This window comes from Cytobacillus praedii (assembly GCF_001439605.1).
GTDB classification, from domain to species: Bacteria; Bacillota; Bacilli; order Bacillales; family Cytobacillaceae; genus Cytobacillus; species Cytobacillus praedii.
Genome location: NZ_LMBX01000006.1, coordinates 55,052 through 68,610, shown reverse-complemented (window position 1 = coordinate 68,610; position 13,559 = coordinate 55,052). Strand labels below are relative to the sequence as shown.

Annotated in this window: 14 protein-coding genes and 2 riboswitches; all 14 genes read right to left on the bottom strand. The window is 38.2% G+C overall.

The features are described 5' to 3' along the window. Window positions 1–70: 70 nt before the first annotated feature. Window positions 71–1,321, bottom strand: coding sequence for a sensor histidine kinase (locus ASU02_RS08445; protein WP_057762976.1), 1,251 nt, complete (start codon window positions 1,319–1,321; stop codon window positions 71–73). Between the two features lie 114 nt (window positions 1,322–1,435). Beyond that, window positions 1,436–2,308, bottom strand: a complete 873-nt coding sequence (locus ASU02_RS08440) for a 2OG-Fe(II) oxygenase (protein WP_057762974.1) — start codon at window positions 2,306–2,308, stop codon at window positions 1,436–1,438. Window positions 2,309–2,703: 395 nt separating this feature from the next. Then, on the bottom strand, window positions 2,704–3,327 hold the full coding sequence (gene thiE / locus ASU02_RS08435) for a thiamine phosphate synthase (protein ID WP_057762972.1): 624 nt from the start codon (window positions 3,325–3,327) through the stop codon (window positions 2,704–2,706). Next, window positions 3,324–4,127 carry a hydroxyethylthiazole kinase gene (gene thiM / locus ASU02_RS08430; RefSeq protein ID WP_057762970.1) on the bottom strand — a complete coding sequence of 268 codons (804 nt, stop codon included), beginning with the start codon at window positions 4,125–4,127 and terminating at the stop codon, window positions 3,324–3,326. Before thiM ends, thiE begins: the two co-directional genes overlap by 4 nt. Window positions 4,128–4,130: 3 nt before the next feature. Continuing rightward, window positions 4,131–4,955 (bottom strand): bifunctional hydroxymethylpyrimidine kinase/phosphomethylpyrimidine kinase, encoded by an 825-nt coding sequence (thiD, locus tag ASU02_RS08425; RefSeq protein ID WP_057762968.1) that lies wholly within the window; start codon window positions 4,953–4,955, stop codon window positions 4,131–4,133. Then, a complete protein-coding gene (gene thiW, locus ASU02_RS08420) occupies window positions 4,924–5,445 on the bottom strand; it encodes an energy coupling factor transporter S component ThiW (RefSeq protein ID WP_057762966.1) in 522 nt (173 codons plus the stop codon). Before thiW ends, thiD begins: the two co-directional genes overlap by 32 nt. Window positions 5,446–5,476: 31 nt before the next feature. Further along, the gene (locus ASU02_RS08415) at window positions 5,477–6,472 is read right to left on the bottom strand and encodes an ABC transporter substrate-binding protein (protein ID WP_057762964.1); all 996 of its coding nucleotides are present in this window, start codon (window positions 6,470–6,472) and stop codon (window positions 5,477–5,479) included. Window positions 6,473–6,495: 23 nt separating this feature from the next. Further along, a complete protein-coding gene (locus ASU02_RS08410; protein WP_082631750.1) occupies window positions 6,496–7,263 on the bottom strand; it encodes an ABC transporter permease in 768 nt (255 codons plus the stop codon). Then, window positions 7,250–7,996 carry an ABC transporter ATP-binding protein gene (locus ASU02_RS08405; protein WP_057762962.1) on the bottom strand — a complete coding sequence of 249 codons (747 nt, stop codon included), beginning with the start codon at window positions 7,994–7,996 and terminating at the stop codon, window positions 7,250–7,252. Before ASU02_RS08405 ends, ASU02_RS08410 begins: the two co-directional genes overlap by 14 nt. A gap of 19 nt (window positions 7,997–8,015) precedes the next feature. After that, window positions 8,016–8,705 carry a thiaminase II gene (tenA, locus tag ASU02_RS08400; protein ID WP_057762960.1) on the bottom strand — a complete coding sequence of 230 codons (690 nt, stop codon included), beginning with the start codon at window positions 8,703–8,705 and terminating at the stop codon, window positions 8,016–8,018. Window positions 8,706–8,796: 91 nt separating this feature from the next. Continuing rightward, window positions 8,797–8,886: riboswitch (TPP riboswitch) on the bottom strand. 78 nt (window positions 8,887–8,964) lie between these two features. Then, a riboswitch (TPP riboswitch) is annotated at window positions 8,965–9,071 on the bottom strand. Between the two features lie 53 nt (window positions 9,072–9,124). Beyond that, window positions 9,125–10,216, bottom strand: a complete 1,092-nt coding sequence (locus ASU02_RS08395) for a branched-chain amino acid aminotransferase (protein ID WP_057762958.1) — start codon at window positions 10,214–10,216, stop codon at window positions 9,125–9,127. 425 nt (window positions 10,217–10,641) lie between these two features. After that, window positions 10,642–11,241 carry a response regulator transcription factor gene (locus ASU02_RS08390; RefSeq protein ID WP_057762956.1) on the bottom strand — a complete coding sequence of 200 codons (600 nt, stop codon included), beginning with the start codon at window positions 11,239–11,241 and terminating at the stop codon, window positions 10,642–10,644. Window positions 11,242–11,255: 14 nt separating this feature from the next. After that, the gene (locus tag ASU02_RS08385) at window positions 11,256–12,374 is read right to left on the bottom strand and encodes a sensor histidine kinase (protein WP_057762953.1); all 1,119 of its coding nucleotides are present in this window, start codon (window positions 12,372–12,374) and stop codon (window positions 11,256–11,258) included. 63 nt (window positions 12,375–12,437) lie between these two features. Further along, window positions 12,438–13,472: a fatty acid desaturase gene (locus ASU02_RS08380; RefSeq protein ID WP_057762951.1), complete on the bottom strand. Its 1,035-nt coding sequence runs from the start codon at window positions 13,470–13,472 to the stop codon at window positions 12,438–12,440. Window positions 13,473–13,559: the final 87 nt, after the last annotated feature.

Below are 13,559 nucleotides of genomic sequence, written 5' to 3'. Positions count from 1 at the left end.
ATGTCCTTCCAAACTTATATTTTTATCCAATATTATACTATAAAAATAGGTAATAAAGTATAAATGGAACTTACGAGATACTCGGGAACGATAGTGTTATAGATGTGCCAATATCGATTTCGCTTGTTACATTTACTGTGCCTTTCATGCTGTCTACAATTCGATAAACTACCATCATTCCTAACCCTGTCCCTTTTTGTCCCTTTAATGAGAAATAAGGCTCCCCAAGTCTAGCAATATGTTCCGGTTTCATGCCATGGCCAGTATCAGTTATTTTTATTAGGATACGATCACGGATTTCAAAGGTTTGGATCGTCAGCATGCCGCCTTCTGGCATTGCTTCAATACTGTTTTTCACGATATTTAGTAATACTTGATGGAATTTATGGGGATCCCCTTTAATCGAACCTTCATGTTGAAGAAAAGTCTCTATATCTACATTTTGCTTTAAAGTAAGCGGGTGTAGAATATCCTGACACTTTTTGATTTCCTTTTCAATCTTCATTAAACATTCTTCATTTGAATGTGGCTTAGCAAAAGTAAGATAATCATTTATGATATCAGATGCTCGATTGGCTTCTTCAATAGCATACATGGCATATGATTTACTTTTTTCATTTGCATGCTCATTTTCCCCGATTAGTTGTAGAAAGCCGATAACAGCAGTTAACGGGTTTCTTACTTCATGACTGATACTAGCGGCTAAATGACTGACAATTTCCATTTTCTCAAATTTCAATGCCTCGAGCTGCAATACAAATGCAGTTCTGAGGATCTCTGTAAGGTATGTTACAAAAAAGGTAGAAATAACTAAAATAATGCTGTAAATAACGAATTCGGTAAGGTCGTGAAAACCATATAATAGTGCAGGGATTAAATAGCCAATTACTGCATATCCAATGGAAAATATGGATACCATGCTTAATTTAGTCCAAAGTGATTTTTTCACATAGATCGGTGAGATTACAAAAATTCCAATTGTTGAAATTAGGATAAGAAATAAGGATAACCAAAATCCATCTCCGCCAAGAATAAATCGAATGACTAGGAGAAAAATGCCTAATCCGATTGTTATCCGCTTCCCACCGTATAAACCACCGAGAAGGAACGGGACAAACCGTAAATCATAAATAAAACCATGTCCTACCGAAACCGATAGAAGCAGGCAGATGACAATTAGTGCGCAAATGATAAAAACAAAATATACGTTCCAAACTGAAGATTGAGTAAATCTATTTTTGTGTAATAACAGCATATTTGTTAATAAAACGAAAATAAGAATAAAGAGTAAATTAATAAGCAAGCCGTTCATCATTTCCATCGGGCACACTCCCTATGCAACAAAAACCTTTCTCTTATTTTACGTTTATATTCTATATTTTGGCAAGATTAGGATTTGTTTGAAATATTATTTATTTAATAATATTTACTTAAATTAAGTTAATACCTCATTCGTTTGGCTTTTCTGGGAGATTTTTGTTTGACGGATCCATTTTGTTGCCACCCATTTCTCCCCAGTTATGACGGGAATACTGCTATGTAAGGACATTCGGTCAACTTGACCATGACTATTGCCATAATGGAAATAAACAGCAGTTCCCTTTTTTGGAACGATAGATAAACCGACTTTTGGAAAAATCGTTTCACCTCCTGCCCCTACATCATTTAAGTAGATTAAGAAAGTTGCAATCCGCTGTCCACCCTTATCGATGTCAATTTGATTGGCAGGAAAGTAATCGAAATGTGCCTTATATTCCTCGCCAATGTTATAGTTCAATACTTGAAGGCCTTCCCCGTGATTAAGCGGGTGACTCGTTATTTCTTCTATTCTTCTTTCAATCGTGGCAATAAGATTTGTTTCATTTAAATGATAATAGGCACCTTTGCTCGTTCTTCCAGGTACAGCTTTTTTTTCTCCTGTTATTGGGTCGATAATTTCTGAAGGTTGAAGTCGATTCGTTGATAAATGAATTAACTGATCACATTCTTCTGTACTTAGTACATTGTCAAGATACATGATGAATGGCTTATCCATTTTCAAAAGCACCTTAATTTCTCGATCAGTTGTAGTTATACGATTCCCCTTTTTTTCCATGTCAATAGGTTCATATATATAAGGGCTTTGATTGCTATCAACGGTTTTTAGAGATTGATTGTTTAGGATACGTAACATTGTTGAATAGGCAAATGCTTGATCAAATCCTTTCTTAACCATAGCAGCAACAATTGATTCAGGATTTACACCGCTTTTTAATGTTTGTAGAATCCAGTCCTTCAGTTCATTTGAAATGCGGGTAATTTTTTCCATAAAAGATTCTCCTTATTGTTGAAATTATTTTTATATTTAGACCCTTAACTATAATTATAGAACTTTTTAAGTTTTTCTGAAACTACTTACATAAATAGGGAAAGGGGCAGGCAACAGAAACAGGTCAACTAGCGTACTAGTTGACCTGCAGATTTAATAGTAGAATCTATTCTAATAAGCGTGCTGTTCTTGATGTTAGATGCTTTAAAAAGACTGATTAATATGTTTAGTGACACGCTTCAAGATTTCTGGCATAGTGGAGAACCTTTCTTATTATTGCTCCTATGTGACAGTCTGGATATTTCGGAAAAATATCACATGGAAAGCTTCTATGAGACACTAACTTTTTGTATTTTAGAGTTTCAGTCCCGTATTTTATTCGGGATGATCAACTATTAATCAAGACTGCTCATTTTCTTCCGGTAAGAGCTTGCTGCGTTGTAAGGATCATCTGCCTTCATGATCCCAGATACAATCGCCACTCCAGCAATATTCATTTTACGAAGCTGAGAAATATAATCAAGTTTTATTCCTCCAATTGCAACAGCAGGGATTGCAACAGCATTCGTAATCTCTGCTAGCATTCCTGAAGGTAAAATTTTCGCATCGTCTTTGGAGTGAGTCGGAAATACGGCACCTACTCCGATATAATCCGCACCGATTTCCTCTGCCTCTTTTGCTTCATTAATTGTAGAAACAGATACACCAACAAACATGGATGAAGGTACTATACTTCTAACTACTGCCAATGGAAGGTCGGTTTGTCCGATATGAACCCCGTCGGCACCAACGGCTAAAGCGACATCCACACGATCATTGATGACCAGTGGAACATGATAGGCAGATAACAAAGCCTTCACGCATTTTGCTTTTTCAAAAAAGTTTTTTCCCGAAGCATTTTTTTCTCGGAGCTGGACGATGGTGACTCCTCCTTTGACAGCTTCTTCAACTGTTCGAAGCAGCTGTTCTATCGGCATGGACTCCTCTGTAACTAAATACAACGTGTAATCTGGTTTCATAATAAACGCACTCCTTCAGCCCAGATTTGGTTATCCATAAGGAAGATTTCATCCATTAACTTCATTCGATATGTTCCGATTCCTTCATTGTCTTGAATTGCTTTTCTTGCACGCTCTCCAGCTAAGCTCATGACAGACATCCCTGCAATCGCTGCCGAGAACCAATCTTCAGTAACTCCTGAAAAACATGCAATTAAGGAAGCTGTCATACACCCTGTTCCAGTGATTCGAGTTAACCAAATATCCCCATTTTCGATTTGAACTATTTGGTTTCCGTTTGAAATGGTATCCAATTCCCCGCTAATCACAGCAATTGTCTCAAGTTTAGCTGCTGCATTTTTAGCTAAATCTCTTACTGAAACGGACAAGGTGCCTGAGTCAACACCTCTTGTGCTTGCTTCCCCGCCGATTAAGGCAAATACCTCCGATGCATTCCCTCTAACGATCGATACCCTTACATGCTTTAAAAAGTCCTTGGCACGATTGGTACGAAAAGGAGTAGCTCCTACACCAACAGGATCGAATATAACTGGTATCCCCTTTTTATTTGCTGCTTGCCCTGCTCGAACCATTGAAGCATATGTTTCATCATCAATGGTGCCAAAGTTTATGACAAGTGCATTTGCCAGTTTCACCATATCTGCGACCTCTTCGTTACTTGTTGCCATGACTGGCGAACCACCAATCGCGAGCGTCGCATTAGCACAATCGTTAATTGTAACATTGTTTGTAATATGGTGAACGAGTGGGTTCTGGTTTTTTACTTTTAAAAATAAGTCCTTAATCTCTTGTTTATTCATATGTTATATCCCCTTGACGTGTAACTTTTTCACTAGTTTTGCATTGTTATAAAGCTCAAAGAAATGATGTGTTGGCCCATGCCCATTGCCAATTTCAAGACTATGTGTGATGGCCAGTGTAATATATTTCTTTGCTTCCTGAACGGCATCTATTAATGAAGCACCGTTTGCTAGATTTGCTGCAATTGCTGATGATAGAGTGCAGCCTGTTCCATGCGTGTTTTTCGTATGAATTCGGGTTCCATTTATCCAAGTGAAAATTTCTCCATCAAATAATAAATCATTTGGTTCCCCATTCAAATGTCCCCCTTTAAGCAGGACGGCTTTAGCACCAAGAGATTGCATGGAACGGCAGGCTTCCAACATATCTTCTGCAGACTGAATGTTGCCCCTAACTAACACTTCTGCTTCAGGTATGTTCGGTGTTATGATCGTTGCCATAGGAATTATTTTTTCTTTTAATACAGAAATGGCATCAGACTGCAGTAAATGATGCCCGCCTTTAGATACCATGACAGGATCAAGAACAACAATCGCAGGTTCATATTTTTGTAATGAGGCAGCGACTGTCTCTGCGGTTTTAGCAGATGATAACATGCCAATTTTCACAGCATCTACACGAATATCGTCAAAAACAGCCTCTATTTGATCCTTGATAATAGAAGTTTCTATATCCTGCACGGATCGAACCTCTACTGTATTTTGTGCTGTAACGGCAGTTATAACCGACATTCCGTAAACCCCGTGTGCGGAGAAGGCTTTCAAATCTGCCTGAATGCCAGCTCCGCCTCCAGAATCAGAGCCCGCGATGGTAAGTGCTGTTTTCATCGAGCATTCCTCCAATTGCCTTATTTCGAACTAATATCTTGAGCAAACCATACCCCATGAGCGCACCAGTGAATGAACTGATCATAAATGCAGGAATAAAGCCAAACAATGCTGCTTCCTGCCCTAATAACAGAATGGATATTGGATAGGTTGCCATTGCTCCAAGTATTCCTGTCCCGAAGACTTCCCCTGCTGCAGCAAAGGTAAGTTTCTTTGTTTTCTTATATAGAATGGCTGCAAAAAATGCCCCGATCATACTTCCGGGATAAGCAAAAATACTTCCTGTCCCGAGCAAGTTCCTTAAAGTTGAGGAAATAACTGCTTGAAAGACTGCATACCATGGGCCAAGCAGCACAGCTGATAAGACGTTTGCAAAATGCTGAATCGGGAAAATCTTCGCAAATCCTACTGGAATGTAAATGAGACTGCTTGATACGGTCGTAATGGCTGCGATGAGCGCAGTTAATGTAAGCTTCTTTGTTTTATCCAAATTAAATCCTCCCCTCGATTTGTAGCATTCATTATTTCGAAACGATGTTAACAAATGCTTCTTTTGCATTCATTTTCTGCTTGATTACCTTTGATTCATAAAGCCAGTTAGCGACTTGATTCCAAGTGTCCTCCTCCTGATATCCGAACGGCACATTTGACTCCTCCATTAGGGGTAAAAGCACTTGTAAACTTTCAGCTTCCACTTCCTTATCTAGAGGAAAGCTGTCATTTTCATGATCAAGCAGAACTTTAAGACCGGAAGCAGGATCTTTTTTAACCTCTTCCTGTGCTCTTGTTATAGCTTTCCAGAATTTTTCAAAGGATGTTTTTTTCTTCTTTAATGCTTTCTCTCCTGTAACAATTACAAGTTCATAGTTATCTGGAACTCCAAAGTCAGTAAGTTTAAGGATATCCATGTCATACCCTTCTTTCTTTAATAGGACAAGTTCATGGTTAATATAAGCCCCCGTAAGCGCATCCACATTATCTGTGGCAAGTGACGGCATTAAATCCCAGCCAACATCGGTCATTTTTACATTATTCATGTCGCCGCCATCTTTTTTTACCATCGTAGAAACAACCGCTTCATTGACAGATGCTGAGGGATACCCAATATTTTTTCCTTCCAAATCCTTTGGAGATTGTATGCCACTATCCTTTTTAAACATAATGGCATCAAGTGAATGTCTGACAAGAGCTGCGACTGATACAACCGGAATCCCTTCAGCTCTTGATACTAAAAGCTGTGTTTGATAGCTGATTGCCAAGTCGACCTTCCCAGTAGCCGCAAGCTTCAACGGATCATTTGTATCTGCAGGCATCTCAATGTTGACATTCAGCCCTTCATCGGCAAAGTAACCCTTTTCTTTTGCAACATAAATCGCTGTATGTACTGCATTTGGATACCAATCTAGCATAATGCTAATATCTTCTAGCTTCTCTTTCTCATTGCTATTTGCTTTATTTTCTGAACAGGCTGTTAGCAGCATTGCTAATATTAAAATTAGAAACCAGATTTTTTTCATTACTAACCAACTCCAGTTGTTTGTTATTCTGTATTTTTCCAGTGCAATGCTTTCTTTTCAATTGCTGACATGATGGCAAAAAGAAGAATGCCAATGATCGTCAGTATCGTGATGGCCGCAAAAACCCCTTCTGCATTTAAATTGCCAGACATGCGCCGGCTGTAATAACCCAACCCTTCACTTGCACCAAGCCATTCGCCAATCGTCGCTCCAACTAATGCATAGACTGTTGCAAGCTTCAGCCCAGAGAAAAAGGATGGCAAAGCCATTGGAATGTTCAGCTTTATAAACGTGTGCCATCGTGTTGCACCCATCGATCGAAGCAGTTCAATATACTCTTTATCTCCTGACTTCAGACCATCATATGTACCAACGACAATTGGAAAAAATGAGATTAATACAGTCACAGCAACCTTGCTCCATATCGTGTAGCCAAACCACAGAACAAAAATTGGGGATAGGGCTATAATTGGCATCATCTGAGAGATCAGTACAGCAGGGTATAACATTTTCTCAACAGTTTTTGAAAAAAACATCCAAACTGCTAGTAATACACCGCCTATTACAGAAATTAAAAAGCCGATAATAAATTCAAGCATGGTAGCGTTTAAATGATCAAATACTAATGGCCGCCAATTTTCCAAGATCATCATCATGACGCTGGTTGGTGCAGGTATGATAAATGAAGGGATGAACTTCCACCTAACCAGCCATTCAAATACGATTAATAGTAAACTCGCAAAAATGATAAATAGACTATAACTTTGAATCCATCTCTTAATCTGTTTCATTTGCAATCTTTTTCTCCAGTTCGTGCCGCAGCCCAGCCAATTCTGTTGAATGCAGCAGTTCAGGAAATCGTGGGCGCGGCAGATCTACATTGATTTTTTCAACCTTTTTGTCTGGGTGCAGAAGGATGATTCGATCACTAAGAAAACATGCTTCCTCCAGATCATGGGTGATAAACAAAACTGTTTTATTTAGCTCCTGCCAAATGGATAACAGCCATGCTTGCATCTCTCTTTTTGTGAGTGCGTCAAGAGCACCGAACGGTTCATCTAGCAAAAGCAGGTCCTTGCCTGTCAGGAGTGCCCGAAGGAAGGCAGCGCGCTGCCTCATTCCTCCAGACAATTGTTTTGGAAGGGCGTTTTCATATTCAATTAGGCCAACACGGTTCAGCCAATGTCTTGCTTCTTCTCTCGTAATTTGTAAATCCTTCCGGAATTCCGCCGAAATGATGATATTGTCAAGAATTGATCTCCATGGAAGCAGCAGGTCTCGCTGAGGCATATAGCCAACATCCCCAAGCGAAATAGGCTTGCCGTCAATGGATATTTCTCCTTCATCTTGTGTAAGCAGGCCAGTTACCAGTTTTAATATCGTGCTTTTTCCTGTGCCGCTTTTGCCAATGAGAGAGACGAACTCCCCACGATTTACTTGCATACTTAATTCCGAGATCACTTTATTAGATTGGTTTCCTTTATTCGTAAATGTGTATGAAACATTTTTTAGCACTAGCGTCATTACTTCTCCCCATTTACTTTTAAATTGGCCAGTCTTGTTTGTAATAGTTCATGTCCCAGAATAAATATTCGTACTTTGAGGTCATTTGGAAATGCTCCTCAAGGATTGCGAGTTCCCGTTCTGGCTTCCCTTCCGCTAATTCATCCATCAGCTGTATGAGCCACTTAGCTCCATTGCCAAAGGTTTCAGAATCGTATGTTTCAATCCATTTGGCATATCGATTTGTCTGTATTTGATTTCCGTATTGTTTTCTTAGCAATTTCCCAATTTCCCAGTAATCCCATGCACAAGGCAACAGACAAGCAACAACCTCAGCTAAACTGCCATTTTGGGCAACGTTTAACATATAGCGTGTATACGCAAGATTAACTGGCGTTGGCTTTGTTGCTTCTAACTGCTTTCGTGAAATGCCAAATTCAGCAGCAAATTGGCGGTGAAGCTCCATTTCAACATTCAATGTCTCATCAAGAATTTGAGCAAATTTCCCCATCGTATGTAGATCTTGTGCTTTTAGTACCCCCACGGCAAATAGCTTTGCGTAATCGATTAAATATACATAGTCCTGCTTCATATAGTGAATGAATTTTTCCTCAGCCAATTGACCTCTCCCAAGCTCTTGAACAAAAGGATGATTATGATTCTTCTCCCAGATTGGCTGAACATTTTCAAACAGTCTTTCAGTGAATTTCTTTATTTTTACAGTTCCCAATTTATTTCCTCCTTTGAATTTAAATGAAAGCCAATAAAAAAACCGCTATCCAAAGGTGGAAAGCGGTTAAATCATTACGCACAAATAGCTGTAATCATCTTACCTACTTCCCTACGCTAGTATGATCTAGATCAGGTTCAAAGGGTTACATCTCAGCCATAAGGCGCCCCTAGTAGAAAAAGTATTTAATTAGTATTTAAGTATAATAAAACCCCCACTCCTTTAGACATAAGAGTGGGGGTTGATAGATATGTTCATGTTCAACCATTTACCACTTCCCTACGCCAGTGTGAACTAGATCAGGTTCAAAGGGTTTAGAACGGCCGTTCAATCTCAGTCTTTTACAAGACACCCCTAGTGTTTCTTATTTGAATTCATTCATAGCATACCATGTATTTTGAATATTGCAAGCAAAATAATTAAATCTTTAATGCTTCCTCTAATACTTCTACACGCCATCCAAACGGGTCTTCATGTGTTCCATATTGAATCCCTGTTAGTGTATCATATAATTTTTTCGCTAGTTCCCCTGTTTCTCCATTATTGATTTTAAGTTCTTCATTTTGCCAGTAGAACTCCCCAATTGGTGAGATGACAGCGGCAGTACCCGTACCAAAAGCTTCTTCTAAAATACCTTCTTTATGTGCCTGATAGATTTCTTCCATTGAAATTTTTCGTTCAGAAAAAGGAATATTCCAATGTTCAATTAGGCGAATAATTGAATCACGGGTAACACCGTCTAAAATGCTCCCATTTAAAACAGGTGTGATTACTTCTCCGTTTATCTTGAAGAATACATTCATGCTGCCGACTTCTTCGATATATTTCTTTTCTTTGCCATCTAGCCAAAGAACTTGTGAATATCCCGCATTTCCAGCTACTTCTTGTGCCTTTAAGCTGCCAGCATAGTTGCCGGCTGTTTTCGCATTACCAGTCCCGCCTTGAACTGCACGAACAAATTCTTGTTCAACAGAAATTTTCACAGGATTAATGCCTTCTTTATAGTAAGCCCCAACTGGGGATAAAATGATCATAAAACGATAGCTGTTTGATGGCGCAACGCCTAAGAAAGGCTCAGTTGAGATGATAAATGGGCGTATATAAAGAGAAGTGCCTTCATATGAAGGAATCCAGTCCTTTTCAATAGAAAGCAATTGTTTTAATGCATATAATGCAAATGCCTCATCAATTGGAGGCATGCATAGTCTCACATTTGAACGATTCATTCGTTCCATATTTTTCTTTGGTCTAAATAATAATACTTGCCCTTCTTTTGAGAGATATGCCTTCAATCCTTCAAATACTGTTTGCCCGTAATGAAAAATCATTGCCGATGGTTCCAATGTGACAGGTTGATAAGGAATAATTCGTGGGTCATACCAGCCTTTTTCTGTAGAATAATCCATTACAAACATATGATCTGTAAAATGTCTTCCAAACTGAAGCTGGTCAAATGCCGGTTTTTGTTTTCTCGCTGTGGTTAAGTTGATTTCCATTTGATAGTCTCTCATCCTACTTCTTCTCCCTGTCTTTTTAATATGTAATTCTCATGATTCTTGCTTAAAAGCGCTGCCGTTTATCAACTCTTTTAAGCGGTACTTAGTAAAAGTAATTTATTTTATTTTTACAATTATCCTCCAATTCATATACTTTGTCGAGTGGTTTTTTTAAAAAATTCAAAAAATATAAAATCGTATGTATTTGCCTGCAAATTTATTTGAACTAGAGGATGAAATACTTGTTTACGCTGTCTTTTCTAGTAAGGACTCTTGTCTTATAAAAACCTCAAATATGGCAGTCATGAATGAATCATGGAACCCAATTTTAAATGGAGCAAGATAATGGATAGCCATGAATCATCTAAGCCGTCAAGTTTTAAAAAGTCCTATCAAAGAACAGGCTCAATACCCTCGTATTAAAAATAAAAAAGAATGGTTTACTTAAACCATCCCTTTTCTTTCGATTGTGTAATCGCTTCTATTCGGTTTTTGACCTCAAGTTTGTCAAGTATTTGTGAGATATAGTTTCTGACTGTTCCTGTTTTGATTTTAAGCTCATCAGCAATTTCTTTTGTATTCTTTCCATCAGCAACAAGCTCAAGGACTGCCTTTTCACGTTCGGTTAGCGGATTTTCTTCACTGTAGACATCATCCATAAGTTCAGGTGCATAAATCCTTCTTCCAGCCATAACCATTCGAATGGAGCTAGCTAATTCTTCACTCGGGCTATCTTTCAGTAAATATCCACTTACCCCTGCTTGTAGTGCCCTTTGAAAATAACCAGATCGAGCAAAGGTTGTTAAAATAATGACTTTACAACCGAATCCCTTTAAATCCTCGGCCGCCTCAAGTCCACTTTTCTCAGGCATTTCAATATCCATGATACAAATATCAGGTTGATGGTGTTTAACTAAAGTGACGGCTTCCTTTCCATTATTCGCTTTTCCGACCACTTCCATATCATCTTCCAGGTTGAGCAAGGATCCTAATGCACCTAGCATCATCCGTTGATCTTCAGCAATTACAATTCTAATCATACTTGCTCCTCCTTTTAAGTCTGTTTTACAACACTTGGAACCCACATTGTAATCGTGGTGCCATCATCCGATTTTACATCTAAGCTGCCGTTTACAAATTCTAGCCGTTCTTTTATACCGAGCAAACCGCTGCCTTTAGAGAAGTAATATTGATCGGGAATACCGATGCCATTATCCTTAATAATAATACATACTTCATTTGCTGATTGTTCAAATTTGATGTGGCAGTTAGTGGCATTGCTATGTTTTACGACATTTGTGACCGCTTCTTTCATACACATGCTAAGCAGATTTTCGAGAAAGATTGATATGTTCAGACGATTTAAATCATTTTCTACAATAAGTGTGATTTCTGCTGCTTGAAGGATTTGTTTGACACGGATAATTTCTTCCTCTAAACGAATTCCTCGCATTTGCGAGACCATCGTACGAACTTCGTTTAAGGCAGTCCTTGCAGTTTGCTGAACATCCTTCATTTCACTTCGGGAGCTTTCAGGATCTTTGTATACTAGTCTCCTCGCAAGGTCACTTTTTAGACCAATTAATGAAAGCTTTTGTCCTAATGTATCATGAAGATCTCGGGCAATCCGTTGACGCTCCTCTTGTTTCACAAGCTCTGAAATTCGCTGATTTGCAACCTCTAGCTGTTCTTCTAGTTTTTCCTGCTTCTTTTTATTATAGAGGTTGAACGGGAGAAGGATTACGCTTATTCCAATAATAATCACAAATGGCAATTGCTTCAAAAACAAAGGTTTCCCTAGGACTAAATTATAATTAATCGATGCAATTGTAAATATAAGATGAATAATATATAGCGTTAGGAAAGCAATTCTGTTTTTGATATTTCCATTATAATAGGCAATATAGAAGGCAAAATAAACAAATTGAAAAATAATCGTCATGGCAGTGGAAATGGCGATGAGGATTCCTGTCCATAAATAAACAGGCCATTTTTTCGAAAGAAAAGCCAATCGATAAGAGATAAAAAAGATAATTGTCAATAAAACACCAACAATGATTTCAATTGTCGAGGAAGATTGAAAAATGAAGTAAAACGGCAGAACGGCAAATACACTCCAAATATATGGAGATATACCAGAGCTTTTTAAAGTTGTAAAATAGTTTTTTATCATATGAACCCCTTTTTAATACTAAAAATAGGTGAAGCTCATCCAAGTGGCTTCACCTATATTGTACTACTTTAATCTAGATGCCATCTCACTTTTTTTCGAATGCTGGAGATAATTTGTGATTTCTTTATATGCGACAAATTTCTTTCCTTTTTCATCCCAAAGGTGGAATTTAAGTGATTGCAAGCTTGTACTTAGTGTGATAGTCGGTACATTTTTTAATGGTTCTGTATTATTATGAGCCTCTTCTAGTTTGTAGTTCGGTACTCTTGGGCTTAAATGGTGAACATGGTGGTAGCCAATATTCCCTGTAATCCATTGCAATGGTTTTGGAAGTTTATAGAAGGAGCTGCCTTCAACAGCTGCTTTAACGTACTCCCATTCTGCATCTTCCTCGAAATATGAATCTTCAAACGTATGCTGTACATAAAAAAGCCATATTCCTGCAGCACCTGAGATTAAGAAGATTGGTAATTGAACAAGGAGAAACGATTCCCATCCTAATCCCCAGCATAGGAGACCATATAAGACAACAATTGAAATATTCGTTAAATACGTATTCAATCGCTCCTTCGTACGAGCGCCTTTTCTGTTAAATCGATTTTTAATAAGAAAGACATAGATAGGTCCAAGACCAAACATAATAATTGGGTTTCGATACAAGCGGTAGGCAATTTTTTGCCAAGCAGATGCTGACATATATTCATCAACGGTAAGCATCCAAATATCACCAACCCCACGCTTATCTAAATTGCTGCTTGTGGCATGGTGAACAGAATGATCATGCTGCCATTGGCTATACGGAAAAATAGTTATAATCCCTGTGATAGTTCCGATAATCTTATTAGCCGACCGGTTTTTAAAGAAAGAATGGTGGCAGCAATCATGAAAGATGATGAAAATTCTTACTAAAAATCCCGCGGCGAAAACTGCGATGATTAATGTTAAAATATAGGAAACGGATAAGCTTTTATATGCCAAAAACCAAAGCCCGACAAAAGGTAAAATAGTATTAATCAACTGCCAAACACTTTCTTTTGTATTCGATTTTTCATACGGAGCCATTTGTTTCTTTAATTGAATTTGTTTTTGTTTTGTCATATTATTTGTATCCTTCCGCCATTTTAATGATAATACTACAGAAGAAAGGAACTTGTTAGAAGACATACGTGTCATGTATAAACCATG

Coding starts and splice junctions, on each gene's coding strand:
- ASU02_RS08415 (WP_057762964.1), bottom strand. CDS start 6,472: ATGAAAAAAATCTGGTTTCTAATTTTAATATTAGCAATGCTGCTAACA.
- ASU02_RS08440 (WP_057762974.1), bottom strand. CDS start 2,308: ATGGAAAAAATTACCCGCATTTCAAATGAACTGAAGGACTGGATTCTA.
- ASU02_RS08405 (WP_057762962.1), bottom strand. CDS start 7,996: ATGACGCTAGTGCTAAAAAATGTTTCATACACATTTACGAATAAAGGA.
- ASU02_RS08385 (WP_057762953.1), bottom strand. CDS start 12,374: ATGATAAAAAACTATTTTACAACTTTAAAAAGCTCTGGTATATCTCCA.
- ASU02_RS08410 (WP_082631750.1), bottom strand. CDS start 7,263: ATGAAACAGATTAAGAGATGGATTCAAAGTTATAGTCTATTTATCATT.
- thiE (WP_057762972.1), bottom strand. CDS start 3,327: ATGAAACCAGATTACACGTTGTATTTAGTTACAGAGGAGTCCATGCCG.
- ASU02_RS08445 (WP_057762976.1), bottom strand. CDS start 1,321: ATGGAAATGATGAACGGCTTGCTTATTAATTTACTCTTTATTCTTATT.
- ASU02_RS08380 (WP_057762951.1), bottom strand. CDS start 13,472: ATGACAAAACAAAAACAAATTCAATTAAAGAAACAAATGGCTCCGTAT.
- ASU02_RS08390 (WP_057762956.1), bottom strand. CDS start 11,241: ATGATTAGAATTGTAATTGCTGAAGATCAACGGATGATGCTAGGTGCA.
- thiD (WP_057762968.1), bottom strand. CDS start 4,955: ATGAAAACAGCACTTACCATCGCGGGCTCTGATTCTGGAGGCGGAGCT.
- ASU02_RS08395 (WP_057762958.1), bottom strand. CDS start 10,216: ATGAGAGACTATCAAATGGAAATCAACTTAACCACAGCGAGAAAACAA.
- thiM (WP_057762970.1), bottom strand. CDS start 4,127: ATGAATAAACAAGAGATTAAGGACTTATTTTTAAAAGTAAAAAACCAG.